The sequence below is a fragment of the Limnohabitans sp. Hippo3 genome (assembly GCF_003063665.1).
Lineage (GTDB): Bacteria > Pseudomonadota > Gammaproteobacteria > Burkholderiales > Burkholderiaceae_C > Limnohabitans_A.
Window position 1 is genome coordinate 803,228 of sequence record NZ_NESF01000001.1, and the last position, 26,052, is coordinate 829,279.

Annotated in this window: 28 protein-coding genes; 13 read left to right on the plus strand and 15 right to left on the minus strand. The window is 59.3% G+C overall.

Annotated elements, in window-relative coordinates; all coding sequences use genetic code 11:
• Positions 1 to 4: 4 nt before the first annotated feature.
• Genes B9Z34_RS03695 through B9Z34_RS03705 form a run of 3 tightly spaced genes read left to right on the plus strand, consistent with a single transcriptional unit; the run spans position 5 to position 4,381 of the window.
• Positions 5 to 2,308 (plus strand): type I secretion system permease/ATPase, encoded by a 2,304-nt coding sequence (locus tag B9Z34_RS03695; protein WP_158268701.1) that lies wholly within the window; start codon positions 5 to 7, stop codon positions 2,306 to 2,308.
• Positions 2,309 to 2,325: 17 nt separating this feature from the next.
• On the plus strand, positions 2,326 to 3,552 hold the full coding sequence (locus B9Z34_RS03700) for an HlyD family efflux transporter periplasmic adaptor subunit (protein ID WP_108426715.1): 1,227 nt from the start codon (positions 2,326 to 2,328) through the stop codon (positions 3,550 to 3,552).
• A gap of 19 nt (positions 3,553 to 3,571) precedes the next feature.
• A complete protein-coding gene (locus tag B9Z34_RS03705) occupies positions 3,572 to 4,381 on the plus strand; it encodes a hypothetical protein (protein WP_108426716.1) in 810 nt (269 codons plus the stop codon).
• A gap of 19 nt (positions 4,382 to 4,400) precedes the next feature.
• Here B9Z34_RS03705 and B9Z34_RS03710 read toward each other — a convergent pair whose 3' ends face one another.
• Positions 4,401 to 5,450: a TadG family pilus assembly protein gene (locus tag B9Z34_RS03710; RefSeq protein WP_158268702.1), complete on the minus strand. Its 1,050-nt coding sequence runs from the start codon at positions 5,448 to 5,450 to the stop codon at positions 4,401 to 4,403.
• 11 nt (positions 5,451 to 5,461) lie between these two features.
• Positions 5,462 to 5,845, minus strand: coding sequence for a TadE/TadG family type IV pilus assembly protein (locus B9Z34_RS03715; protein WP_233249391.1), 384 nt, complete (start codon positions 5,843 to 5,845; stop codon positions 5,462 to 5,464).
• Positions 5,846 to 6,274: 429 nt separating this feature from the next.
• Here B9Z34_RS03715 and B9Z34_RS03720 point away from each other — a divergent pair, with 429 nt between their 5' ends.
• The 9 genes from B9Z34_RS03720 to B9Z34_RS03760 all read left to right on the plus strand — a co-directional run bounded on the left by B9Z34_RS03720 (position 6,275) and on the right by B9Z34_RS03760 (position 14,503).
• Entirely contained in the window at positions 6,275 to 6,457 is a 183-nt protein-coding gene (locus tag B9Z34_RS03720) for a Flp family type IVb pilin (protein WP_108426718.1), read from the plus strand.
• Between the two features lie 23 nt (positions 6,458 to 6,480).
• Complete coding sequence (locus B9Z34_RS03725) at positions 6,481 to 7,023, plus strand: prepilin peptidase (protein ID WP_108426719.1); 543 nt, start codon at positions 6,481 to 6,483, stop codon at positions 7,021 to 7,023.
• Positions 7,024 to 7,052: 29 nt separating this feature from the next.
• A complete protein-coding gene (gene cpaB / locus B9Z34_RS03730) occupies positions 7,053 to 7,865 on the plus strand; it encodes a Flp pilus assembly protein CpaB (protein ID WP_108426720.1) in 813 nt (270 codons plus the stop codon).
• A 249-nt stretch (positions 7,866 to 8,114) separates the two neighbouring features.
• Positions 8,115 to 9,497 (plus strand): type II and III secretion system protein family protein, encoded by a 1,383-nt coding sequence (locus tag B9Z34_RS03735; RefSeq protein ID WP_233249392.1) that lies wholly within the window; start codon positions 8,115 to 8,117, stop codon positions 9,495 to 9,497.
• 14 nt (positions 9,498 to 9,511) lie between these two features.
• Complete coding sequence (locus B9Z34_RS03740; protein WP_108426722.1) at positions 9,512 to 9,919, plus strand: hypothetical protein; 408 nt, start codon at positions 9,512 to 9,514, stop codon at positions 9,917 to 9,919.
• A gap of 11 nt (positions 9,920 to 9,930) precedes the next feature.
• The gene (locus B9Z34_RS03745) at positions 9,931 to 11,115 is read left to right on the plus strand and encodes an AAA family ATPase (RefSeq protein ID WP_108426723.1); all 1,185 of its coding nucleotides are present in this window, start codon (positions 9,931 to 9,933) and stop codon (positions 11,113 to 11,115) included.
• A gap of 99 nt (positions 11,116 to 11,214) precedes the next feature.
• Positions 11,215 to 12,540: a CpaF family protein gene (locus B9Z34_RS03750; protein ID WP_108426724.1), complete on the plus strand. Its 1,326-nt coding sequence runs from the start codon at positions 11,215 to 11,217 to the stop codon at positions 12,538 to 12,540.
• Between the two features lie 3 nt (positions 12,541 to 12,543).
• Positions 12,544 to 13,518, plus strand: coding sequence for a type II secretion system F family protein (locus B9Z34_RS03755; protein WP_108426725.1), 975 nt, complete (start codon positions 12,544 to 12,546; stop codon positions 13,516 to 13,518).
• A gap of 40 nt (positions 13,519 to 13,558) precedes the next feature.
• Positions 13,559 to 14,503 carry a type II secretion system F family protein gene (locus tag B9Z34_RS03760; protein WP_108426726.1) on the plus strand — a complete coding sequence of 315 codons (945 nt, stop codon included), beginning with the start codon at positions 13,559 to 13,561 and terminating at the stop codon, positions 14,501 to 14,503.
• A 119-nt stretch (positions 14,504 to 14,622) separates the two neighbouring features.
• On the opposite strand, the gene B9Z34_RS03765 is transcribed toward B9Z34_RS03760, so the two are convergent.
• The 12 genes from B9Z34_RS03765 to aroE all read right to left on the minus strand — a co-directional run bounded on the left by B9Z34_RS03765 (position 14,623) and on the right by aroE (position 24,263).
• Positions 14,623 to 15,357, minus strand: coding sequence for a Crp/Fnr family transcriptional regulator (locus B9Z34_RS03765; protein WP_146179617.1), 735 nt, complete (start codon positions 15,355 to 15,357; stop codon positions 14,623 to 14,625).
• A gap of 439 nt (positions 15,358 to 15,796) precedes the next feature.
• The gene (locus B9Z34_RS03770; RefSeq protein ID WP_108426728.1) at positions 15,797 to 16,681 is read right to left on the minus strand and encodes a sugar phosphate isomerase/epimerase; all 885 of its coding nucleotides are present in this window, start codon (positions 16,679 to 16,681) and stop codon (positions 15,797 to 15,799) included.
• Positions 16,682 to 16,694: 13 nt separating this feature from the next.
• Positions 16,695 to 17,570, minus strand: coding sequence for a 4-hydroxyphenylpyruvate dioxygenase (locus tag B9Z34_RS03775; RefSeq protein WP_108426729.1), 876 nt, complete (start codon positions 17,568 to 17,570; stop codon positions 16,695 to 16,697).
• A 41-nt stretch (positions 17,571 to 17,611) separates the two neighbouring features.
• The gene (locus B9Z34_RS03780) at positions 17,612 to 18,445 is read right to left on the minus strand and encodes a shikimate dehydrogenase (protein WP_108426730.1); all 834 of its coding nucleotides are present in this window, start codon (positions 18,443 to 18,445) and stop codon (positions 17,612 to 17,614) included.
• Between the two features lie 27 nt (positions 18,446 to 18,472).
• Positions 18,473 to 18,913, minus strand: a complete 441-nt coding sequence (gene aroQ, locus B9Z34_RS03785; RefSeq protein WP_108426731.1) for a type II 3-dehydroquinate dehydratase — start codon at positions 18,911 to 18,913, stop codon at positions 18,473 to 18,475.
• A gap of 62 nt (positions 18,914 to 18,975) precedes the next feature.
• Positions 18,976 to 20,007 carry a TRAP transporter substrate-binding protein gene (locus tag B9Z34_RS03790; protein WP_108426732.1) on the minus strand — a complete coding sequence of 344 codons (1,032 nt, stop codon included), beginning with the start codon at positions 20,005 to 20,007 and terminating at the stop codon, positions 18,976 to 18,978.
• Positions 20,008 to 20,096: 89 nt separating this feature from the next.
• Positions 20,097 to 21,374, minus strand: a complete 1,278-nt coding sequence (locus B9Z34_RS03795; protein WP_108426733.1) for a TRAP transporter large permease subunit — start codon at positions 21,372 to 21,374, stop codon at positions 20,097 to 20,099.
• 14 nt (positions 21,375 to 21,388) lie between these two features.
• A complete protein-coding gene (locus tag B9Z34_RS03800; RefSeq protein ID WP_108426890.1) occupies positions 21,389 to 21,922 on the minus strand; it encodes a TRAP transporter small permease in 534 nt (177 codons plus the stop codon).
• 99 nt (positions 21,923 to 22,021) lie between these two features.
• Positions 22,022 to 22,714 carry a TetR/AcrR family transcriptional regulator gene (locus B9Z34_RS03805; RefSeq protein WP_108426734.1) on the minus strand — a complete coding sequence of 231 codons (693 nt, stop codon included), beginning with the start codon at positions 22,712 to 22,714 and terminating at the stop codon, positions 22,022 to 22,024.
• 24 nt (positions 22,715 to 22,738) lie between these two features.
• Positions 22,739 to 22,984, minus strand: a complete 246-nt coding sequence (locus B9Z34_RS03810) for an ATP-binding protein (RefSeq protein WP_108426735.1) — start codon at positions 22,982 to 22,984, stop codon at positions 22,739 to 22,741.
• Between the two features lie 4 nt (positions 22,985 to 22,988).
• The gene (locus B9Z34_RS03815) at positions 22,989 to 23,426 is read right to left on the minus strand and encodes a thioesterase family protein (protein WP_108426736.1); all 438 of its coding nucleotides are present in this window, start codon (positions 23,424 to 23,426) and stop codon (positions 22,989 to 22,991) included.
• Between the two features lie 6 nt (positions 23,427 to 23,432).
• Entirely contained in the window at positions 23,433 to 24,263 is an 831-nt protein-coding gene (gene aroE, locus B9Z34_RS03820) for a shikimate dehydrogenase (RefSeq protein WP_108426737.1), read from the minus strand.
• Between aroE and B9Z34_RS03825 the strand changes: the two genes are divergently transcribed.
• Positions 24,262 to 24,834, plus strand: coding sequence for a hypothetical protein (locus tag B9Z34_RS03825; RefSeq protein WP_146179618.1), 573 nt, complete (start codon positions 24,262 to 24,264; stop codon positions 24,832 to 24,834). The genes aroE and B9Z34_RS03825 overlap by 2 nt on opposite strands.
• 35 nt (positions 24,835 to 24,869) lie before the next feature.
• Here the strand turns inward: B9Z34_RS03825 and B9Z34_RS03830 are convergent, their stop codons facing one another.
• Positions 24,870 to 26,048: an MFS transporter gene (locus B9Z34_RS03830; RefSeq protein WP_108426739.1), complete on the minus strand. Its 1,179-nt coding sequence runs from the start codon at positions 26,046 to 26,048 to the stop codon at positions 24,870 to 24,872.
• Positions 26,049 to 26,052: the final 4 nt, after the last annotated feature.

Here is a 26,052-nt window from a genome sequence, read left to right on the forward strand (position 1 = left end):
ACCCATGGATCAACTTGCTTTTTCCGCTTCGGATACCCACAGTGCCAACACAGCATCCGTGACAAGCCCATCACCGGGTTCATCCATTGCCCCCGAACGCGACCCTTTGCTGGTTTGCCTGGCCATGACCGCCAAACGGATCGACCGGGAAGTCCACCTTTCGGCCTTGCGTGCGGGCTTTGCCGTGGACGAAGAGGGCCGCATTCCGATGAATGCCTACCCCGACCTGGCTCGGCTGCACGGCATGATCGCGGTCTGGTCACGCACCGAACTGCGGCAAATTCCCAGTTACGTGCTGCCTGTCATCGTGCCCCTGGTCGATGGCCGTGCCGTGGTGCTCGTGTCGGTGACGGGTCAAACCGCCCAGGTGCTGACGGCCGAAACCGGCATGAGCGAGAGCGCCATGTCCATGGACGAACTGCAACGCCTGAACTATGGCGAAATCCTGGTGGTCAAGGCTGCGACACAAAAATCGACCTATCAACTGGTGCCCTTCAAGGGTGCGGCCTTATCCTGGTTCTGGAACACGGTGTGGCGCTACCAGGGCTTTTACATCGAGTCCATGATGGCCGCCGTGGTGGCCAATGTGCTCACGCTGGCGGCAGTGTTCTTCGCCATGAACGTGTACGACCGCGTGGTGCCAACCCAGGCCTACACCTCGCTGTGGACGCTGGCCATTGGCACCACGGTGGCCATCCTGCTGGAGTTTGGCGTGCGCTGGCTCAAGGCCAGACTGGTCGATCTGGCCGGTCGCAAGGCCGATCTGAGTCTGAACGCCATGCTGCTGCGCGAGATCATGGCCATCCGACTGGAACATCGCCCGCAATCCATTGGCATCTTTGCCAGCTCGATGCGGGACTTTGAATCGCTGCGTGACTTCATGTCATCGGCCTCGATGGTGATGGTGGTCGACATGCCTTTCATCTTGCTGTTACTGGTGCTGATCGGCATCATCGGCGGTCCCATTGCCTGGATACCGGCCGCTGCGGTGCCGATTTTGGTGATCGTCGGCCTGTGGGCACAGCGCCCCCTGATGCGGGCCATGCGAGAGAACATGAAGGAAAGCGGCGACAAGCAAAGCGTGCTGGTCGAATCGCTGTTGAATCTGGAAATGCTCAAGGCCCACAACGCCGAAAGCTACCTGCAACGGCGCTGGGAAAACGCTAACTTGGCCGCGACCGATTCGTACAAACAGATCCGGTCCCTGACCAATCTGATGCTGGGACTGACCGCCACCCTTCAGCAGCTGGTGACGGTGGGCATGGTCGTCTATGGCGTGTACCTGATTGGCGACAACACCCTCACCCTTGGCGGTCTGATCGCTTCGGTCATCCTGGCCGGGCGTGCCATCTCTCCGCTGGGCAGCATCATGGCCTTGGCCGCACGCTACCAGCAGGCTCGCAGCTCGCTCGACACGCTGGACGCCCTGATGAAGCGCCCCCGCGACCGCGATGGCGAACGCCGCTATGTGGTGCCTGAACGTATCGCAGGCAGCCTGAGCGCCGACGCGCTCGAATTTGCCTACCCGGGGGAACACCAGATTCCCGTCATCCGCAAATTGACCCTGAACCTGCCTGCCGGCCAACACCTAGCCTTGTTGGGGCGCATTGGCAGCGGCAAAAGCACCTTGCTGCGCTTGCTGGCAGGCTTGTACACACCACTGGGTGGCCGGATCTCGATCGACGGGGTGGACCTGCAGCAGCTCGAACCAGCCGAAATTCGCAGCCGCCTGGGCTATGTGGGCCAGGAAGCTCAGCTTTTCCAGGGCAGTCTGCGCGACAACCTGGTGTTGTCGGACAGCTGGATCAGCGACGCACGGGTCATCGAGGTGCTGCAAAAGCTCGACATGTACACCATGGTGGCCAGCCACCCGCGTGGACTGGACATGCCGCTGACCGAGGCGGGGGGCGGCTTGTCGGGTGGCCAGCGCCAGATGCTGGCGATTGCCCGCATGATGCTGCGCGACCCGGCCCTGGTGTTTCTGGACGAGCCGACCTCGATGATGGACCAGACCACCGAAGCCAAAGTGATCGAGGTGCTGGGTCAATGGTTGCAGGGCCGCACCCTGGTCCTGTCTACCCACCGCCTGCAACTGCTGGTGTGGGTGGAACGCATCGCCCTGATGGAAAACGGCCAGATCTTGCTGGAAGGGCCCCGTGAAGAAGTCCTGCGAAAACTCGCCGTCGGTGTGGCACCCAAATCAGCGGCAGGCACGCGCACTCGTGCTCCCAATAAATCCAATACCACGGCCGCAGCCCCCGTTTCACCTGCCACACCCATTGCACCCACCGCACCTGCAGCAGCCTGAGGGCGAGAGGAATCCCCATGTCTATTTTCAAAAAAAATCCCCAGAAACTTCAGATCCCGAGTGGCCCCAGCATCGAAGATGACGAACGCCAAACCAGCCGTTATTTGGTCTGGACGCTGGCCATGGTGCTGGTGGCGGCCTTGCTGTGGGCGGCCAGCTTCGATCTGGACGAAATCACACGCGGCACTGGCAAAGTCATTCCTTCCAGCCGCGAGCAGGTCATTCAAAGCCTGGATTCGGGGGTGTTGGCTGAATTGCTGGTGCGCGAAGGGGATGCCGTGGTGAAGGACCAGGTCTTGTTGCGCATCGACGATGCGCGTGCCGGACCGGTTTTTCGGGAAGCGCGCGAAAAATGGATCGCCCTGTCGGCACAAGCGGCGCGTTTACAAGCCGAAGCCTACGGCACAGCCTTGCAGTTTCCTGCGCATGTCCAGAATGACCCCATGGTCGTGCGGCGCGAGACACAGGCTTACAACGCACGCAAACGGGCACTGAACGAACAAATGGCAGCCATGCACCAATCGCTGGAGCAGCTGTCCAAAGAGCTGAGCCTGACCTCCCCCTTGGTCGAACAAGGGGTGATGTCCGAGGTGGAGCTGTTGCGCCTTCGGCGTCAATACGCCGACATGCAATCGCACATGGCCGAGCGTCGCAACCGCTACCTGACCGATGCGAGCAACGAATGGGTGCGCATCGAATCGGAACTGGCACAAACCCGTGAGAACACCCTGGCCCGGGAAGATGCGTTCAAGAAAACCGTCATCCGCTCGCCCATGGAGGGGATTGTGAAAAACGTGCAGCAAACCACGCTGGGCGCGGTCATTCAAAGTGGCCAAAGCATCCTTGAAATTGTCCCGGTCAAAGACGACATGCTGGTAGAGGCCTATGTCAAACCCTCAGAAGTGGCTTTCCTCAAAGTCAACCAAGCAGCCGTTGTGAAGTTGACCGCCTACGACTTCAACAAATACGGTGGCCTGGAGGCCGTTCTGGACCACATCAGCCCTGACACCTTGCGCGATGAAAACAAACCCCGCAAGCCTGGCAGTGCGCCGGTCGACCTGGAAGAGGGCTACTACCGCATCCTGGTTCGCATCGTTGACCAGCGCCTGGACCGCCATGGCATGCGCCTGATCGCCACCCCGGGCATGACCGCCACCGTGGAAATCAAGACAGGCGAAAAGACCGTTCTGGAATATTTGCTCAGACCCTTGCAGTCGATGACGCAAGCCCTGCGAGAACGCTGATCTCCAGCAGGAGTAAGCCATGAGCGGCATCATCGGCATCGTATCCGAGCACAACACCGTACCCGACTTGCTGCACAGCCTGCAGCAAATGGCGCAAGCCAGCCACAACAGCTGCGGCCTGGTGGTCCACGGTCGCCAAGGTCAGACCCTGAGTCCCTCGCGCCTGCATCGGCACCGCCGGGCGCAGCGCGTTTCGGCCTGGATCGAACACATGGCCCAAACTAGTCCCCATGGTCTGAATGGCCTGCAAGCCTTGGTCGGCATGGGCCACACGGGCGAAACCGCTGTGCACGGACCGCAAACCCTGCAACACGCCTTGCCTCACATGAGCCATGGCCCGGATGCCACTTTGAACAGCCCTGCCCGGATCGCGGTGGTGTCGGTGGGACAGGTGCAGGTCAGCCCGGCGCTGTGCGATGCCATGCTGGAGCGTGGCTACCACGTGACCCGTCAATGCGCCACTAAGATGCTGGCACACCTGATCGACGCCACCTACCAAAATGACCCGGTGCAAGCCGTGCGCAGGGCACTGGCCTTGATCTCAGGGGCGGTGGCCGTAGGGGTCATGTTCCATGATCAGCCCCAGCGCCTGATTGCGGCGCACCTTGGCGCACCCTTGTGGTTGAGTCGGCATGGGCACAGCACCTTCGTGAGCAGCGATCACGCCTGCCTGCGACACCACACAGAGCAGATCATCCCCCTCAACGAGGGCAATGTGGTGGACATCGACGGCCGTCAATGCCGCATGACCGACAGCCGGGGTGAGCCCGTGGCCTGCCCGACGCTGCTGGCAGAAGAAGCAGGCATCAGCGCCGTCGCAGCGCGCTGAACTGCGATGCGTCTCTCATTCACTTGAACAGACTGGGGGGCGACACCACGCCATAGTTTGGCCCAGCACCGCCCGAAAATGGTGATTGGCATTGGGTGCTCATTTCCACCAACACGTATTTTTCGTTCCCACCCACGGCATTGAGCACATGCAGGCATGCAAACCCCACAATGGTTGCGGAGGTGCCTGAAACCACCTGGCTCAAGGTGGGCACCACCACATATTCGCATTGCTTGTTGCCTGCAGCACTGCAATTTTTGACATCGGCATACAAGCTGGACTTCACACCCGATTGCATCCAGGCCTCATCCCCCACAGACATGGCGACAGGATTGCCCGTCTGGATCATAGAATCGATCGTGTTGGCACCCGGCGCTCTGACGTTCAGCGATGACCACTCGCCAGAGTTGCAGTTTTCGTAGTGATACAACGAGCCGATTTTGAAGACATACGGTTTTCCTGTGGTCGCATCGATGCGTGGCCCCGCGGACTGCACATTCCAGAACTTCTGGTACATGCACTCCGAAATGGCCAGCGGAAACAAGCCCCCTGGTTTGACAATGCCCGGACTGGTCACACCCGCCACCGCGGTGACGCGAACAGGCACCGAAGCGATGCCCCAAATGTTGGCTAAAAATGTCCGCACAGGCCCCTGGTTCTGTCCATCGCTTTTAGCCAGGCTCACTTGCACTGCTGGGGCATCGGTGGCGGCAGGTGTCATGGGCAAGCCTTGCAACCCTGCTGTGGTCTGGTGTGTATCCCAGTAACCCGTTTGGACTTGGCCGTTGGACAGAGCGTGACTGGCTGCACGGTTCAAAGCGATGGCACTTCGGGCCGTGTCTGCCGCTGCAGTCCAATCCAGCGCAGACAGATTTTTTTTGTACAGTGCACGCGCCCCAGCCAGTGCGGCGGCATCAGCATCGTTTTGCAATTCATTGCGCACCACATGCAGGTAAGCCAGATCCGCCGCCAAAGCGGCTGCCCCCACCAACACGGGTAAGGTCAATGCCACCAGCACGGTAACCGCACCCTTTTGTTTCGCCAAAGGCACAGCGCTCTTCTTTTTCATGTGCAGATCCTTCATTCGTAAACCATGACCGTGCTCGCGCTCAGCACCCAGGGTTGCCCCAGGCTGCTGAACAAATCTCCCAATCCAATGCCTTGAAAGGTGTAGTTGACAGAGACCTTCAACGTCAGGTCTGCGCCCAGACTGCCTTGTTCAACGCTCACACTCGGTTGCGGTTTATGGGGTCCGAAGTTCACCAGGGCGCTTTGGGTGTAGGCCTGCACCACCTGCCGGATTTCGGCCTCGCTGATCGGTGGGTTGCGCGCCACGATGCCGGCTCTGGCCCCTTCGCGGCTGGCGTTGGTGATGACCGCCTTGTCGTACAAGGCCAGACTCATGTCGATGCCCCCGATCAGCAGAACCAGCAGCAATGGCAGCACCAAGGCAAATTCGACCACGGCAGCGCCGCGTTGTGATCGCTGGTGTTTTGGACCACCGGTACTGTGCGCACGGTGTCTTTGGAAAATCGCCCTGGCACGCCCATGCGCGTGACCTGCAGACAATTTCTCTTGGGTCGAAAAGCACCTCATCAGCAAGCTCCTCTCACGGCCATGCAAGACCTGTTGCAAAGCCAAGACCTTAAAGAATGTGGGGCGCACGAACGGTGCGCTGGAGCACATCCCAAAAACATCAGAACCTTCACCGTGCTTGTGTGCAGCAGATCACTGTGCGTGGGTCTGTATTTTTCTAAATTACCCCCTCGGTCTTGAGAAATCAGGCCCGCTGCAAAGCCCCAAACACTGCGGAGTGCGTGCACCCAAGATGCGCTCAGTCAGTGACAGCAAGGCTTGAAGTTCATATCTTTTTTCAACTATGGAGTTTCAAACATGAAAAACTTTTCCAAATCGTTTCAAGCATTCTTGGCTGACGAGCATGGCGCCACCGCTATCGAATACGGTCTGTTGGCATCGCTGATCGCTGTGGCCATCATCATCCCAGTCACGGCTGTAGGCGGTCAGCTAGAGGCTGTTTTTAAAGCCGTCACCGCTGCCCTGACCCTGCCCGCCTGATCACTCAAGCGTTGAAGCCCGCCATGCCCTTCAGCCTTTTTGACTGGACGCACCTGGCTGCACTGGCCGCCATGTTGTTGGTGGCCATGTGGCAGGACGCGGCGATGCGACGAATTCCCAACACCTTGGTGCTGTGGGGCAGCCTGACCGCCTTGGGCTTGTCGGTGTCGCCCCATGGCATCGGCCTGGGGTCAGCCATCGCAGGGGGCATGGTGGGTTTCTTTGGGTTTCTGCTCTTGTACCTGCTGCGCGGAGTGGGCGCAGGCGATGTGAAGCTGGCCGGTGCCACGGGCCTTTTTCTGGGTTATCCCAACATGCTGTGGGTGAACCTGTTGATTTTGCTGTCCGGTGGCGTTTTGTCCATCGGCTGGGCACTGATCACCTCGCAACTGGGTTCTGTGCTACAGAACCTGAAAACCGGCTCAGCCCAAATATGGCTGAACCGTCAACACGGTCACCTGGCCACGTCCACGGCACTGCTCGTGGGACGCACACGCATGCCATATGCGATCGCGATCGGCACGGGGACCGCCGTCCATTTGCTCAACACCTGGCCGACGCGCTGAGATTTGATGACTTTGCAAGGAATACATCCATGAAAAATATCCGTCCCTTGGGGGTGCTGTTACTGGCCCTCACATTGGGCCTTTCGGCTGCTGTTTATGCAGCCAGCTGGCTCAAACAGCAAGGGGCCACGGCCACCTTGCAAGTGATTGTGGCCAAGCGCGACTTGCAAATGGGCACAAAGCTCATGCCCGATATGCTGGAAACCATCCAATGGCCGAAGGCGGCGGCGATCAAAGATCCGCTCACCCAACTGGACGATGCGCTGGACCGTGTCATCCACATGCCGGTGCTGCGCGGAGAACCATTGTTGCGCAGCAAACTCGCACCCGCTGGCGAAAAGGGCGGTCTGTCAGCGGTGCTCAGTGATGGCCAACGCGCGGTCACCGTCAAAGTCAATGAAATCGTGGGTGTGGCTGGTTTTGCCCTGCCTGGCAACTACGTGGATGTGATGGTCAACACCCCCGACAGCCAGAACCAGCCGGTTTCCAAAATCGTGATTGAACGCATCCAGGTCTTGGCTGTGGCGCAAGATGTTTCCAGCAGCGAGAACAAACCCCGCGTGGTGAATGCCGTGACCTTGCAGGTCACCCCCCAACAAGCCGAGCAGATTGACCTGGCCCGCAGCGTGGGCACCTTGTCTCTGGTGCTGCGCAGCCAAAGCGACAACACACCGGTTGTGACAGCAGGTGCGCGCAAGCTGGATTTGTTGCAAACCAGCACCAGTCCAACCCTGACACGGCCTGCGGTACACACCCCTCCGCCCAAACCAGCGGCACGCCTCCTGGCCCCCGAGCCCCCCCGACTGGAAGTCATCCGGGGCATGTCCTTGTCGCAGGAGTGATCAGGCTGCTTGCCCGCACTGTCACCGCCCATGCACTTGCACACACCGCCCATTTCATCCCCGCGCTTGTCCCTTCGTCACCACAAAGAGAGCCTCATGCCATCCACACTGATTGCACCCGTCCCCTCCTCTTCACTGCACCCCACCCACCTCTGCAGCGCCCCCAGACCCCAGATATCCGTTGCGCCCACCACACAAGCTCACGCATGCACATTCGCCTTGACCGCCATGCTGTCCATGGCGGGGCTGATGCCCAACTTATCCGCAGCCGCTGAACCTGGCGTTACTTCACCCGCCAAGACACCTGCCCGCACCAGCGCCAAAGCGTCCAGCAAACCGGAGGTGATGACGCAAGGCCCCGTCAAGATGGAAGCCCCCTTGCGTTTGACAGCGGGTAAATCGATGCTGCTGCAACTGCCCGAAAACGCCGCTCGGCTGTCGGTGGGAAACCCCGAGGTGGCCGATGTGGTGTTGATCAACCCGCGCGAAATTTACCTGCTGGGCAAAAAAACGGGGCAGACCAACTTGCTGGTCTGGACCGCACAAGGCAGCACCAGCTTGCGCGACATTTCGGTCGGGACAGACACCGACGCCCTGCATGCGAAGCTGCGCGAATACGTGCCCAGCACAGAAAACCTGCGGGTCGACACGGTGAACGACAGCCTGGTGCTGAGCGGTCGTGTGAGCGACGGCATGAAAGTACAGCGTCTGATGGCGCTCACCGAGGCGTTCAATGGTGGCAAGAAGGTCATCAACATGCTGCGTGTGCATGGTGCACAACAGGTCATGCTGGAAGTCAAGGTGGCCGAGGTTTCCAAGAGCTTGCTCGATGAGCTGGGCGTTGACATGAACCTGACGCGCGCCATTGGCAACACCTCGGTCAACTTGCTGTCGCAATTTTTGAGCGAGGGCGCCACCGCCATCACCGCCACCCGTGCCAATGGCCGCAGCATCATCACGCTGACGGCAGAAATGAAAAAAGGTCTGGTCAAGGTGCTGGCCGAGCCGACCATCACTGCCGTCAGCGGTCAGGAAGGCTCGTTCCTCGCGGGCGGCAAAATTTTCATCCCCGTCCCCCAAACCAGCTCCACGGGCAGCACCACCATCACATTGGAGGAAAAAGAGTTTGGCGTGGGTCTGCGCTTTTTGCCCACGGTGCTGGAGGACGGTCTGATCAACCTGCGCGTGACACCCGAAGTCTCGGAACTGTCGCAAGTGGGCACCACGGTCAAGGGATTGGGCGACCAAAGCAGCCTGTTGCCCTCGATCACCACCCGCCGCGCCTCGACCACGGTACAACTTCGCGATGGCGAAAGTTTTGCCATCGGGGGCTTGGTCAAGAGCAATGTCACCGAAGCCATCAAAGCTTTCCCGGTGCTGGGTGAACTGCCTGTGCTGGGCGCCCTGTTCCGCAGCAGCGCCTTCCAGACCGAAAAGTCCGAACTGTTGTTTGTGGTGACGCCACGGCTGGCCAAGGTTTTGCCGTCCGACTACGCCTTGCCCACAGACGCCTACATCCAGCCCACGCGCACCGAGTTTTTCCTCCAAGGGCAGCTCGAAGGCCAATCGCCATCGCCTGCCAAGCCTCCAGCAGCGCAGCCACCCGCTGCAGCCCACCACCCCGCCAACTGAGCCAGGAGACCACCATGCGCCTCGACACCTTCCACACCCCACTGCGCTGGCTGGCCGGCAGCCTGATTGGCCTGACCTTGGCCGCCTGCAACACGGCGCCCACAGCGCTTGACCAGCGCTTTGGCGACGCCGTCAAAAAAGCACAGACACAGCAAACCCTGAACAGCACGCCGACACCCTGCATGCACAGCATGGGCGAAGCCGCTTGCCCCATGGGCAAGATGGGTTCCATGTCCGACATGAAGGGCCCCATGTCGGACAGCAAGCATGAGCGCATGCGCCAACACCACCAAAGCCCACTGCCCGATACCGATGGCGTGGCGGCTCAAGCGGCCGTGACACGTTATCAGGACAGTTTCAAAAGTCCACCACCGCCTGCACCTGTCTTCAACATCGGCCTAGGCTCGGCCAGCGCTCGATAGAAAGGCCACACATGTCCACCTTTGTGATTGCATTCCACGAGAGTTTGCTGAACACCTTGCGCAGCAGCGTCTTGCAAAGCAAGCTGCCGTTGCAAAGTGCAGCCTTGCGACAGCCAGGTCAGGCCTTGCTGCCTTTGCTCAATGGCATCGACAGCGGTATCTTGCTGATGGACAGCACCCCCGGCCAACTGAGCGAAGATTTGATCGCACTGGAGACTTGGCTGCGCAGCCGACCGCAGCTGAATGTGTTGTTGTTCAGCGAGGACAGCAGCAAGTCCTTGTTGATGCGCGCGATGCGGGCGGGTGTGCGAGAGCTGCTGCCGCTGCCTCCACCGCCACAAGATCTGGCCCTTAGCCTGGGGCGCTGGTCGGACAGCCTGACGGTCGTGCCCCACAGCACGGCCTCAAGCAAGCCCGCACCATTGATCGCCTTCATGGGCTGCAAAGGTGGCACTGGCAGCAGTTTTGTGGCCGCCAACATGGCCTACATCATGGCGAACGAACATGAGCGCCGATGCGCTTTTGTGGATTTGGACCTTCAATGCGGCGACGCCTCTTTTTATTTGGGCAGTGGGGCCAACAAAAACACCTTGAGTGACCTGACCCGTCAGATCGCGCGTTTGGATGCCCAGCTGCTGAGCAGTTGCCTGCATCCGGTCACACCTCGGCTGAATCTCTTGGCAGCGCCACAGGACCTCGAAAGCGCCATGGCCATCACGGCACAGGACATTGAACAGGTGTTGTCCTTGTTGCGCAGCCTGCACCACCAGGTGGTGGTGGACCTGCCACGCAACCTGAACGCTTTATCGCTCAAGGTCATCGACATGGCCGATGTGGTGCACATCGTGATGCAAAACAACACCCCCGATGTGCGCGATGCCCAGCGGCTGGTCGGCATGCTGCGCGCACTCGGTTGCGAAGAAGGCAAGCTGCGCCTGCTGGTCAACCGCTATGCCCCCGACGGTTGGGTGAGCCTGGGTGATCTGGAAAAAGCCGTGGGCCTGAAAGTCAGCCAGACCATCCCCAACAACCCCCAATGGGTGAACGAGGCCTTGCACACCGGTCAACCCTTGTCGGCGGTGCACGACCACAACGCCGTGATGCATGCCCTGCGTGAATGCACGGGCGCTCTGCTCGACACCCGAGCGTCCCCACAACGCCACTGGATGCGACGCTGGCTCAGCAAGGCGGGTTGACCTCATCTGCAACCACATGCCTTCTCTCACCTCGCCCCATCACCACAGGAGTGTTCAGTGAACCTCAATTTGCGATCCCAATTTGAGAAATCCACCCCGATGGTGGCCTTGCTCAGTCCCAGTCAGACACCTTTGAACGGACGCAGCTCTGCTGTGCGGGTGGATGAGATCAAAACGCAAATCCATCAGGAAATTCTGGCCCTGATGGATTGGCAACGCATGGAAAGCATGTCGCCAGAGCGCCTGCGCGCTGAACTGAAAACCCTGACCGAGAACCTGATCGGCACACACAACCTGGCGGTGAATGAAACCGAGAAAAGACTGATCATCCAGGCCATTCAGGACGAGATGCTGGGCCTGGGCCCAATCGAGCCCTTGCTGTCGGACCCGACGGTGTCGGACATTTTGGTCAATGGTCCTTTTCAGGTGTTTGCAGAGCGGCGCGGCAAGATCATGCCCACCGACATCCAGTTTGACAACGATGCGCATTTGCTGCGCGTGATTGACCGCATTGTGTCGCGCATCGGGCGGCGTGTGGATGAGATGAGCCCCATGGTGGATGCCCGTCTGCCCGATGGTTCACGTGTCAATGCCGTCATCCCGCCGCTGTCCATTGACGGGCCCTTGCTGTCTATTCGCCGATTTGCAGTCGTGCCTTTCACGGTGCAGGACCTGATCAAGGCAGGGGCTTTCACAGTGGGCATGGCCGAATTGATCCAGGGCTTGGTCAAGGCGCGCGTGAACCTGCTGGTGTCAGGCGGCACGGGCAGTGGCAAGACCACCTTGCTGAACGTGATGTCGTCGAGCATCCCGGCCGACGAGCGCATCATCACCATCGAGGATGCGGCCGAATTGCAGCTGCAGCAGCCGCATGTGGTGCGCCTGGAGTCACGGCCCGCCAACATCGAGGGCAAAGGCGAAATCTCGCAGCGCGACTTGCTGCGCAACAGCCTGCGCATGCGGCCCGATCGCATCATCATGGGCGAGGTACGGGGCAGCGAAGTGCTGGACATGCTGCAGGCCATGAACTCCGGTCACGATGGCTCCATGACCACCATCCACGCCAACTCACCGCGCGACGCGCTCACGCGACTCGAGCACATGCTGGGCATGGCGGGCCTGAAGGCCGAGTCGCGCGCCATGCGTCAGCAAATCAGCGCGGCCCTGTCGGTGGTGATCCAGGTATCGCGCTTGTCCGACGGTCAACGCAAAGTCACCAGCCTGCAAGAAATCACTGGACTGGAAGGCGATGTGATCAGCATGCAGGAGATTTTTGCTTTTCAGCAAACCGGGCTGGACCCCAACGGCGCGGTGCAAGGGCAGTTTGTGGCCAGTGGCATCCGGCCCAAGTTTGCCCAACGCCTGAGCACCCGGGGGATTGCGCTGAGCGACAATTTTTTTGAACCCACACACCGCTGGAGCTGAAGCATGGACGCGCGTTACTGGACTTTTGTGGGCCTGGCGGCCCTGAGCACAGCCTGGCTGGTATGGGGGCTTTACGGCCTGTGGCGGCAATATTTGGACCCGAGACGGCGAGCCTTGGCACAGCGGCTCAAGCCTGCCGATCTGAGCCTGCCGACGGATTCGTCCTTGCAGCTGCGACAGACCCGCCTGCTCAGCACGATGCCGACGCTGGATCGATGGCTTCGCGGTATGCCGGGGGCGGCGTCTCTGGATCAATTCCTGTTGCAAACCGGTCTGACTTGGCGCGTGGCGCAAGTGCTGAGCCTGGCCTTGGGCTTGGTGCTGCTGGCTTGGGTTGTCGGCACACAACTGGCATGGCCCACCGTGCTGACCGTGGCACTGGCCACCTTGGCGGTGTTAGTGTTGGCCGCTTGGCTGCAACATCGACGCGGTCAACGCATGGCGCTGATCGGGCAAGCGCTGCCTGACACCTTGGACCTGATCGCCCGCTCGATGCAGGCAGGTCATGCCTTCACGAGTGCCTTGCAGTTGGCCGCCAAGGACAGCCTACCTCCACTGTCCCATGAATTGCGAACCGTGTTCGAAGAAATCAATTTCGGCATCGGCACTGCACAGGCACTTCAGGCTATGTCAACACGGGTGGCCAGTGACGATGTTCGGTATTTTGTAGTGGCCGTGGTGATCCAGAGTGAAACCGGCGGCAATCTGGCCGACATTCTGAAAAACACCGCCAACCTGATCCGTGAACGTCAGAAGATTGCGGGCGTGGTGCGCGTCTTGTCGGCCGAAGGGCGCATTTCGGCCCTTGTGCTGTCGGTCCTGCCCTTTGGGCTGGCTGCCCTCATGAGCCTGCTCAATACTGGCTTCATCTCCAAACTGTGGTCAGACCCTATGGGTTTGCAGCTGGTGTATTTTTCCCTGACCCTGATGGCCATCGGCATCTTGTGGATGTGGAAGCTGATCCAGATCCGCGTGTGACCTCACGCCGTCCTCACTCTCTACCCATGCAGAACACCCCATGACACTCTCCCCACTTGTTTTTGCAGCACTCATCTTCGCCCTGGTGGTCAGCATCAGCTACGCCGTGCTGGTCCGTTGGCTGCCCGATCCGGGCAAGGAGCGCCTGGCGCAATTGACGCCTGGTCGTGGCTCGGACCATTCAACGCTTTGGAGCCGTCTGCAAAAACGGCTGCTGGCCTGGCTGCTGTGGCTCAGTCCCTGGACGGCGGCCATGTCGGGTGGCGACGAAGAAACGCCCTCGGCGTTACGGGTCCGCTTTGGGCACGCAGCTTGGCGCTCACCTGTCGCGCTGCAAATCTACTTCACCTGCAAGACGCTGTTGACCCTGGTGCTGCCCTTGATCGCCTGGGCGCTGGTGGAGATCAGCCCCTGGCATCCGCAAGGCCTGCAACGCTTTTTGCCCTTGCTGGTGGGCGCAGCCGTGGGGTATTACTTGCCCGACTGGATCTTGAGCATCCTAGTGAGTCGCCGCCAAAGGGCATTGCTGCACGCCTTTCCGGATGCGCTGGATTTGCTGCGGGTCTGTGTACAGGCCGGGCTGGGGCTGGACGCTGCGATAGAGCGCGTGGGACGGGAAATTCGTCAGGCCCGACCTGAATTGTCCGATGAATTTGCGCTGACCGGCATGGCCTTGCGGGCAGGCTCCTCGCGTGCGCAAGCGCTGCGCCAGTTGTCGGTGCGCATCGGCCTAAAAGACATCAACGCACTGGTGTCCATGTTGATCCAGGCCGACCGCTTTGGCACCAGCGTGTCCGAATCCTTGCAGGTGCATTCGGATGCCTTGCGCACCCAGCGCCGCCTGCGTGCCGAAGAAGCTGCAGCCAAATTGCCCGTCAAATTGCTGATCCCTTTGATCTTTTGCGTCTTCCCCTCGTTGTTGACGGTGCTGCTGGGACCGGTGGTGGTGACATTGGCCAGACAACTGATCAAACCCGTTGGTTGAGGCCTCGACCATTGAGCGTATTCGGCTAGCAGGCGTCATTGGTACGTCCGACCTGGAGGTCAGGTCTAGGCTGGAAGCAGCCGTTCGGCATTGTTCATCGAAAGACAAGCAAGCGTATTTCACACGCTCTCAAGAACCTTGAGTTGCGCATGGTTTCGATCTGAAGCTGCTCTTAATGAGGGATGCGCAATGCCGAGCGCATTCCAGTAGCAATCACAGCTGATCATTTCTAATGCGGCTCGATTAGGTACTCGAATAGAGCCGCGATTCATTTCAATCAGGCCTTGCCTAGCCAAACTGCCCAGTGCCATTGTCACTGCCTCCCGGCGGGTGCCAATCAATGAAGCCAACTCGCTGTGGGTGACCTGAATGACATCGTCAAAGAGACGATCGAGCATCAAGATCATCCAGCGAACCAGTTGCTGCTCTACTTTGTGATAGCTAATGCAGGTCGCTCGCTGTGCAATGTGACTCATTAACAAGCCCGTTCGTTTCTGCGCCTCAATGAAATACGTCGGGCACCGTTCCCTCAGACTCAACAATTCAGACATTGGTAAGCGGTAAGCCAGTCCCGAAACCCTTACGGTGGCACGATAAAAACTGGGGACATCAAGAGCGGCGACCCCCACCAAACATGTCCGGCCTAACATGTGCAACTCGATGGTCTGACCATCGGGCAATTCATTGATCATCGATACGATCGCGCCCACTGGAAAGTAGACCTGCGTTGGACTTTCACCCATGTCGATCAGTGTCTGGCCTCGGGTCAATGAAACCAGTGTGAGTTTGGACTGCAAGCCTTGATATTCGCTTGAAGGTAAGGTGGCAAGCACGGCATTGTTATTTGGATGCATCAGAGTCTCCAAAATCGTCTGTAACCACTAGATACCAATTACCTTGAAAATTCTCTGTGCGATTGCGCACACAAAGCCTTCACAGCCATCCTAAAAGCTTGTTGGTGATTGATCATTATTGGAAATAGATCAATCTGGCTATCGCTGACAGCTTTGCCCGTGACCCATGTCGGCTGTATACCCCTGAACTGACCTTCAGCATGCCTGCGTCCGTTTTGCCGGAAAGACTTTTTCGCTTATGGATCTCCACTGCATCTGGCAAGCGACCGACGGCTACCGCTGCAGAGCAGGCGGTTAAACACAAGGCACGAACGACAGCAAGGGATCCGTGCAGCAGTGCAGGAAACCTTTCACTCACGACAATTTTCGGCCAAGAGGCAGAAAATTCCCTTGGCCATGCATGGCCGCACTGTCGCCATCTCTTGGACCTGCAGGAGTGTCAGCCCTCTTGGCGCCGAGTCCATGCCGGCAGCGGTGCGGCTTTGTGCAGCACGTCCTGGTGCAACCAAATGGCGCTGCGCCGTGCGCGTTCGGCCACGGTCTCCAGCGGCAGCTGCTGGTAGTCGTCGTTGAAGACCTCGAAGCTGTAATCGCCCCGGTAGCCGATGCGGTCCAGACGCAGCACCAGATCATCCAACTGCTCGCTGTGCACACCCTCGCCCGGGAAAACACGGAAAGTGCGGGCCGTGGTCATGCGCTCTTCAAAGGTGGGCGTTTCCTGCCACATGAAGTCCGACAGTTGCACCAGAAAGATTTTGGACGGGTCGAGCTCTTCGATGGCGTCCAAAGGGGTCTTGGCGGCAAAGATGTGGAAGGAATCGATGCCGATGCCCAGATTGGGGCAATCGGCGCGGCACACCACATCCCAGCTGGTCGTGAACTCGTTGACCGTGCGTCCCCAGGACAAGGCTTCGTAGGCCACCTTGATGCCCAAAGGCACGGCCAGCATGGCGAGTTTTTTCAGGTCGGCGGCAATGGCATCGAGGTCTTGCGTGGCGTGGCGCGAGGTCGACGAGCAGGCGAGCAAAACTTTGCTGCCCGTGGCCGCGCACATCTCGAGCATGGCTTTGGCGATGTCGAGTTTGTAGCTGTGCAGGTGACCCGACAAGCCTTCAAAATCACGCAGCACCTGAAAGCCAGTGGGTCGCATGCCGCTGGCCTGAACCGCCGCCACGGCGGCCTGTACGCCACCAGGGTGCGTGACCAAATCGCGAGCCATCAGCATCACCTGCGAAAAACCTGCCCCTTTCATGGCGGCCAGCTTGGCCTCCAGAGTGCCAGCCATGGTGATGGTGTCCATGCCGTAGCCGTCGAGCAGATTCATGGCAGCTCCCGGCTCATTGGTGAACAAGTTCAAAGGCCACAGAGCCCAGTGCCGCGCGGGTCAAGGCGCCCCGGTCTTCGGGATGCAATTGGGTTGACTCGACAAACTCCACACCACGGGCTTTCAGCGCCATCACGGCCTGCCCCACATCGGGCACGCCAAAGCCGATGCGCTGCAGGCACTCGGGGCTATCGTCACCGTCCATCCAGGGCTCGGGCTCGATCAGTTGCCACAGGAATGTGCCACAGGGGCTTTTCATCAGCTTCCCCTTGGGCAGGATACCAAAGCGTTCCTCGTCAGGTATGGCGCTGAAGTCGAACATGTGTTCATAATAGGTTTGCCAGTCGGCACTGCGGGACGCGCCGATGTACTGCACCACACCGAAATAACTCATGCCTGCCAGCGCAGGTGGATTCGGGTCCACCGTGGGGATGGGTTTGAAGTCGATGTCGTAGATGGAAAATTCTTGCCAGCGGTCCACAAAGTAAAAGCGACTGCCACCGGGGCCATGGATGGCGGGAATGTGCAGCTCCATGGCCTGCGCGTGGCTGCCCACGCTCCAAGCCCCCAAGTCCAGGCAACGAGTGTGCGCTTTCAGGGCATCCTGCACCCGAAATGCCACGGCCGACATCACAGGCTGACCATCCACCGTGGCGCTCACGCGGGCGTCATCAGGGTTGGCGTTGACCACCAGGTTCATCGTGCCCTGGCGGTACAAAGTGACCTCGCGCGAGCGGTGGCGGGCCACTGGCCGAAAGCCCATTTTCTCGAGCACTTGGCCCAGCGCCTGCGGGCGGCTGGTGGCGTACTCGATGAATTCGATGCCCGCAATGCCCAGGCGGTTGGGCATGTCGGGGACGGCTTCGCGGTCAACTTTTTTCAGGGTCATCTCAGGGCTCCAGTCAGACGCTCGGTTCGAGGGATCAGGGCTCAATAACTCAACCGCGCCACACGACGCAACACATCGGCCGTGGTCGTCGGCAAGCCGAAATATTCCAGATACGCCGGAATTTGCTCGTACAGCATGTCGGTGCCCACCTGCGTGCGGCAGCCACGGGCCTGCGCCGCCGCCAAAAATGCGGTGGTTTCGGCTTTCATCACGACTTCGCCCACAAAGGTGTCAGGCGACAGGCGCGACACATCCATCGGCAACGGATCGCCTTCGTTCATGCCCATGGGGGTGGCGTTGACGACCAGGTCGTGACCGGCCGGATCGCTCGATCCCGTGCGCACGTCAATTCGGGGGTAGTTGTCTTTCAGGCGTTGGGCCAATGCTTCGCAGCCCGCCGTGTTCACATCGAACAAGCTGATGGCGGCAATGCCTGCACCAGCCAGAGAAGCCGCAATGGCGCAGCCCACGCCACCGGTGCCCACCACCAGCACGCGCTTGCCGGTCACATCAAAACCCTTGCGCTGCAGACCGCGCACAAAGCCAGCACCGTCAAACATGTCCCCCACCAGGCGTCCGTCGGGCAAGCGCTTGACGGCGTTGCAGGCCCCAGCTACGCGCACAGTGGCCGTCACCTCATCCAGCAAGCCCACCGTGCTGACCTTGTGCGGCATGGTGATCAGCGCGCCACGGATGTTTTCCAGCGTGAACACCGACTTCAGGAACGCTGGGTAGTGCGCACTTTGGCAGCCCATGGGCACGACCACCGCGTTGATGCCCGCCTCTTCAAAGTACGGGTTGTAGATCATCGGCGACTTGAAGGTGTGCGTGGGGTAGCCGATGTGGGCGATGAGTTCGGTGTGGCCGTTGATCATGGAATGAGCGATGGGGGATCCGAGCAATCAAGCGGCTTTGGCCGCAGAAACGCCTGCGCGCAGCGCCAGCAAATAACTGTCGGCACCGAAGCCGCAGATCTGGCCTTTGACAATCTCGGCAAACACCGACTTGTGGCGGAATTCTTCACGGGCATGGATGTTGGACATGTGCAACTCCACGACTGGGCAGGTCAGCACCGCCAGCGCATCGCGAATGGCGTAGCTGTAATGGGTCCAGGCTCCAGCGTTGATCAGCACGGCATCGACGTTGTCAAAGTAGGCCTGGTGAATGCGCTCGCACATGTCACCTTCATGGTTGGTCTGGTAGCACTCGACCTCGGCACCCAGCTCTTGGCCCAGCTTGTGCAGGCTGGCATTGATTTCATCGAGGGTGATGGTGCCGTATTGCTGGGGGTCGCGTTTGCCGAACATGTTGTGGTTCACGCCGTGCAGCATCAAGACTTTCATGACAAATCCTTTCAAAGACAAAGAAGGCTTCGCCGCACATGCGGCGAAGCCTTGGCGGGCGATTACTTGCCCGACTTCTTGGCAGGCGCAGCAGCCGCTGTACGCACCTTCTCGATTTCGGCTTGCAGCTCCTTGACCAGATCCTGGCCCACGGTCACGCCGTATTTGGCAGTCACAGGGCGCATCTTGTCGCGCAGCTTGGCCATTTCAGCTTCTGGCAACTGGGTCACCTGCATGCCGTTTTTCTTCAGGTTGTCGAGGATGCTGGCTTCCAGAGCGCGGGCTTTTTCACGCTGGAATTTGGCCGACTCGGTCACGGCATCGGCCACGATTTTTTTCTCGGCAGCCGACAACTTTTCCCAGAACCTCTTGCTGATGATGACCGACTGGGGGTTGTACTGGTGGCCGGTCAAGGCCAGGTGCTTTTGCACTTCGTACAACTTGGCACCGTTGATGGTGGCCACCGGGTTTTCCTGGCCGTCCACAGCTTTTTGTTCCAACGCGGCATACAGCTCGGGGAATGGCAGTGGTGTGGGGTTGGCGCCCAGTGCCTTGACCCAGTCCACGTTGATCGGATTGGGGATCACGCGCAGTTTCAGGCCTTCCAGGTCCTCGACCTTGTTGATGGCACGCTTGCTGTTGGTGATGTTGCGGAAACCCAGCTCGTAAAAGCCCAGGCCAATGATGCCCTTGTCTTCCAGCTTGGCGTGCAGCTTCTTGCCAAACGCACCGTCGACGGCCGCGTCAGCTTCCTTGCCGGAGCCGAACATGAAGGGGAAGTCGAAAATTGCGAATTCCTTGACTTGCGAAGCGAAGATGCCCGAGTTCATCGACGCCATCTCCAGTGTGCCGCCCTGGATGGCGGACACGTTGGCCTGGTCACTGCCCAAAGTGCCGCCGGGGAACACGTTGACCTTGATTTTGCCGCCGGAGTTTTTCTCCACGATTTCCTTGAACTTTTCCATGCCCAACACGATGGGGTGACCGGCTGCGTTCTGGTTGGCGAACTTGATGGTTTTGTCTTGAGCCGATGCCACGCCCATGGCGGCCAAGGCCACGGTGGCGATCAAGGATTGGATGAATACACGTTTCATGAGATGTCTCCAGAAAAAAGTGAAGGACGTACGCTGTGCATCAAGGGGTTGGTCGTCAGGCGTACCCGATCAGACAACCAAACCAGGAATCAATAGAACCAACGGGCTGGCACCATGACCAAGGCCGGGAACGCCACCATGGCGAACATGATGATGAATTGGGCGATCATGAACGGCATCACGCCGCGCGTGACTTCGTCCATGCTGATTTTGCCGACACCCGCCACCGCATTGAGCACCGTGCCCACGGGGGGTGTGATCAGACCAATCGCATTGTTGATGATGAACAACACGCCGAAATAAACCGGGTCAATGCCAGCGGCCTTGACCACGGGCATGAGCACTGGCGTCAAGAGCAGGATGGTCGGCGTCATGTCGAGCGCGGTGCCCACCACCATGGTGATGACCATGATGGTCAGCATCAGCAAGCGTGGGCTGTCCAGCAAAGGCTGCAACAGCTCGATCAACTGCGCAGGCAAATTGGCCACCGTGATCAGCCAGGCCGAGACCATGGCCGCAGCCACCAGAAACATGACGATCGCGCTGGTTTTGGCTGAAGACACGAACAAGGGGTAAAGGTCTTTCAGGCCCAGTTCGCGGTAGATGAAGGTGGAGATGAACAGCGCGTACACCGCCGCCACCACCGCGGCTTCTGTGGGCGTGAAGACGCCGAACTTGAGACCGAACACCACGATCAAGGGCAACACCAAGGCCCAGGTAGCCTCGCGCATGGCCACCAGGATCTCGCCCATGGATTTGCGGGGCGGCACTTGCACCACCTCGCGTCGCGCCAGCCACCACCAGGTGATCCACAGCGATGCACCCAGCAGGATGCCGGGCACGATACCGGCCATGAACAGCTTGGAGATGGACACATTGCCCGCCACGCCAAAGATCACAAAACCGATGCTGGGCGGGATCACCGGGGCGATGATGCCGGCCGAAGCGATCAAACCAGCTGAACGGGCCCGGTCATGGCCGGCAGCCACCATCATGGGCAACAGCAAAGCCGACAGCGCCGCCGCATCGGCCACGGCAGAGCCCGACAAGGCTGCCATGATCACAGCCGCCATGATGGTCACATAACCCAGACCGCCTTTGATGTGCCCCACGCAAGCCATGGCAAAGTTGACGATACGGCGCGACAGACCGCCCGCATTCATGATTTCACCAGCCAGCATGAAGAACGGCACCGCCAGCAAAGGGAAGCTGTTGGAGCCTTCGAGCAGGTTCTGCGCCAGGATCTGGGCATCGAACATGTCCAGATGCCACATCAGGGCGACACCGCAGATCAGCAAAGAAAAAGCGATCGGGATGCCAATGGCCATGGCACCGATCAATGAAAAAACAAAAATGGCAATCGTCATGTCCGTCCCCGCGCTCAGGCTTTGTCTGCGCCATGCGGCGACTCTTCGGATTCCTGGATCATGACCAGGTCTTCGTCTCGCATTTGGCCGGTGAGCAAGCGAAACAGCTCGGTCAACAAGATCAAGCCGCCCAGCACTGCAAACACCACACCGGGTGCATAAATCCAGGCCATGGACACTTCCATCACCGCGCTGGTGCTGTCCAGGTTGATCACGGTTTGCTGGTAAGCACCGCTGAACAGCAGCCAGCAAATGAACAACATGGCCAGGTAGGACAGGGCCAAGCAGAACTTTTTACCCGTCGGACCGAGTTTGCCCACCAGCATGTCGGTGCCGAGGTGGCCATGCTCTCTGAGGGCAATGACCGCACCCATGAACGTCATCCAGACAAACAACCAGCGCGACAACTCTTCGGACAAGGTGATGCCCGAGTTGAAACCGTAGCGCATGACCACGTTGCCAAACACCAGCACCACCATCACGGCCAGACAAGCCGCAATGACCACGCTCAGCACTTGGCAAAACCCGTCAATGAATTTTTGAACCACCACACATCTCCAAGATAGGACTGCCGACAATGTACGAACTGGTTAGTATTTTATGACCAGTAATTACCCTCATATATAAATGCTTTCGATCGCTACCAGTTATGCCGAAATGGAATGGCTGACAAAACGCTGGATCAGCTCGACCACATGCACGCGCTTGAGGGTGGTGGCTTTGTCCTGGCTGGCGCGGTCCTGAAAAATCAGGCCAAAGGTGTGACGGTTGGACACATTGAAGAATGTGAAGGCCGAAATCGCCGAGTGGATGTCCACCGGGTCCAGCCCTGACCTGAACACGCCCTGCGCCACACCCCGGTCATACACCGCCTTGACAGAGGCGATGGCGTTGAAGTTGAGCTGCTGGATACTCTGGCTTTTACGCAGATAGTCCCCGCGCTGGATGTTCTCATTCATCACCAGCCGGATGAAATCCTCGTTGTCGCGGTGGTGGTCGTAAGTGAACTCCACCAGTTTTTTCAAGGCATCCATCGGCGGCAAGTCGTCCAGGTGCAGATCGGACTCGATGGTACGCATGCGCCGGTAGGCTTCTTCGAGCACCGCCAGGTACAACCCGTCCTTGCTGCCGAAGTAGTAATAGATCATGCGCTTGCTGGTGCGCGTGGCCGCCGCGATAGCGTCGATGCGCGCGCCCGTGAGACCCTTGTCGGCGAACTCGTGTGTAGCCACGGCCAGGATCTCGGCCATGGTGCGGGCCGGGTCGTTGGTGCGACCGGTTTCTTTGGCCGAATCTGTGTCGGCCGTCAGATTTTTATAGGAATGTACCAGTTGGTTCATTTGACGAGTATAGATCGCCTCAAGTCACGGCCCAAGCCCTGGGTCCTCAGACCCATCCCTTGTGGGCGCGGAGGAGGTTTTGACCATGTTGATCACACCGAAGGGGCAACGCCGCTCGCACAGGCTGCAACCGGTGCAGGCCTCTGGCGCGTGCAAGACCGACCGCTTTCGCCAGGCCTGCACCTGCAGGCTCAGCACACGTGGTGGACACGCCGCCACACACCAGCCGCAGCCGGTGCAACGGTTGGTGTCGATGTGCGGCAGCCGCATGGGCTCAGAGGGCCTTCAGTTCGGCCACCTTGTGCCAAAACGCTTCAGGGACCAGCGCCACGGTGCGCGTCTGCCGGTCCACAAACACGATGCCAATTTTGCCGCGCGCCACCTCGCGGCCAGTGTCCAGACACTCCATGCGGTAGACCAGGTCAAAACCGTATTTGTTGGGGTCTTGCGGCACCATGCTCACCCGCATGGTCTCGCCATGAAAGCCTTCAGACTTGTACTGCGCCACCATGTCGCCCACCACAATGGGATGACCCGCCACATTGCCCTCGGTGTAACCCAGTGATTTGAAAAACCGCACACGGGCTTCGGACACGAGTGTCAGCAGCTGCGCGTTGTCCAGGTGCCCACCCTGGTTGACGTGGCTGATGTAAATCTGGATGTCCGTGGCAAAAACAAAGCGCTCAGGAAGGGAGAACTGGATACGGGGCATAAAGGATCAAATGAGGGGCACGGTGAGCTGTTCAATAACATTGCGGGTGTCTGGGCGCACACCACGCCACCATGCAAAGGCCTCAGCTGCCTGCTCTGCCAACATGCCCACGCCATCGGCCAAGCGCTTCACACCGGCTTGACCGGCCAGTTTGAGAAAAGGCGTGAGGCCCTTGCCGTAGGTCAGGTCATACGCCAGACAAGCAGGCGCAAAAACAGCGAGGGACAAAGGCGGCAGCTCGGCCGTCAGACTGGCCGACGTGGCGTTCAACACCACATCAAATGCGCCTGTCACATCGGTATAACCCATACCGGACACGGGTACAGCGCCACTTCGGTGTTGCCGGGCCAGATCGGCCAGCTCCTGCGCCTTCACCGCGGTGCGATTGACAATCACCACCTCGGCTGGCCCTTGCGCCAGAATGGGCAACAAGGCCCCACGCGTGGCACCGCCTGCACCCAGAATCAACACCCGTCGCCCTTGCAGCGAACATCCGAGGTTGTGCACCAGATCGCGCACCAGCCCTACACCGTCAAAGTTTTCGGCATACACCTTGTCGCCATCGAACTTCATCGCGTTCACAGCACCGGCCAATTGGGCGCTGGGGGCCAGGTCGGTCGCATAGGCAAAAGCATCCAACTTGAAGGGTGCGGTCACGTTCATGCCCCGACCACCCGCCAATCTGAACGCGTCTACAGCTTGCGCAAACCCGCCCAATGGACCGAGCACTTTGGTGTATTCGATGTCCTGCCCGGTCACTTGAGCGAACGCGGTATGGATGAGCGGCGACTTGCTCTGCTCGATGGGGTTGCCGATCACGGCGTAACGGTCTGTCATGAGAAATTCCAGCAAACGATCCACCGATCTTATCGCCGTGGAAAGAGACCACAGAGGGCATCGCCATCACCGTGCCCGCCAAGCATCTCAAAAATCAGATTGCAAACCCATTTTTTTGTATGATGAAGCATCGAATGAGCTGGAGACTCCAATGCTTTTGCAACCTCAAACCATTGCCCTGCTCTTCACTGTGATTCTGTTGGCAGTCACTGCTTACTTCTTGCTCGGCTCTGTGCCTTTATTGACGCTCAAGCATGACAACCCGATGGATTCTCGCTTCATTAGATCTTTTTATTTAACCTATTTCAGAATCGCATTTTGCGCTGCTGTCGTCACAGCATTGAGCTACGGATTTGCCGGTAAGCCGTTATTTGCCCTAGGCGCGACTGCCATTGGACTACTCACTTTGCTTTTGCGTCACCGGTTGATCTCAAAAATGGATCAGCTAAACGAAAAGATTCGGGCCAACGACACAGCCGCCATGGCCGCATTTCACAAAACGCACAAGTCGGCCATAGTGATCAACCTGGTTCAGTTGTTGGCCATCCTGTACAGCCTTGGCTCGTTCTGATAACCCTGTCGTATTTTTTACTGTTGGACAAAAAATCAATGCCGTCCCACCAGGCGGTACACAAAAAATCCCAGTACCGCCACACCCATGGCCGCCAAGCTGAGGGTGCCAGGCAACCAGTCCCGATCCACACTCTGCGCCATGAGCACGACGCCACTCGACTGACCAAAAAACAGCAGGCACGCAAACAAGGTCACCGCCGTACCGCGTGAAGCGGGGGCCATTTGAGTGGCCTGAACCTGCAACGTGTTGTGCAGCATGTAGAAACCAAAGCCCGTGGCAAAGCAGCCCAACATGCCCCAAGCTGGCTCACGCGCCCAAGCAAGAATGAGTAGACCCAACACAATGCAAGTGACGCCTGTCTTGACCAAGCCTCGTTCCCCGCCCAGCCAGGTAAGCCATCGCCTGGCAAATTGGCTGTAGAGCAAACCGCCTACGCCATACAACATCATGACCGAACCAGCCAAGACCACGCTCATGTCAAATTGCTGGTGCAAATGGGTGGGAATGAAGGCCATGGCACCAAAGACCAATGCGCCTTCAATGGCAGTGACGATGAGCACCTGGCGCACACGCGCCACGCGCAGCATCTCCAACGTGTTGGCAAAGTAAGCAGCAAAACTGCTGGCACTCGCAGCCGACGATGCTGACGGCATGCTGCGCAACTTGCGCCAGAGCATGAAGGCGACGCTGGCAAAAAGTACGGACACCACCGCAAATGCGGCACGCCAGCCCAGATGTTCTGCCGCAAAGCCCCCAAACCACAGGCCGGCCATCATGCCGGTGACGGTGTAGCCCATCAGCTTGGCCAGGGTTTCCTGTCTGCGGTCATAGGCCACCTGATCCCCGATCCAGGCCATGGACAGCGGAATGATGCCTGCCGCTGCCGCACCCATGAAGCCGCGCATGACCACCAGCAAGGTCAGGTCTGAGGCCATGCTGGTGATGGCACTGAACACGGCGCAAGCGAGCACCGCCAAGGAGATGACGCGCAACTTGCCAAAACGGTCGCCCAGCGGGCCGTAAAACAATTGCAGCACGCCATAAGCCACGGCAAAGGCCGAGACCACGCGAGAAGCCTCACCCGTCGTGACATGAAACTCCTGCCCCAGCACCACCAGCATCGGGTCGCACAGGCGCATCGAGGCCATGCTGGCGAATCCCGCCAGACCCATCACGCGCAAACTGTTGCGCTCGGTTTGCGCTGTGCTCAATTCA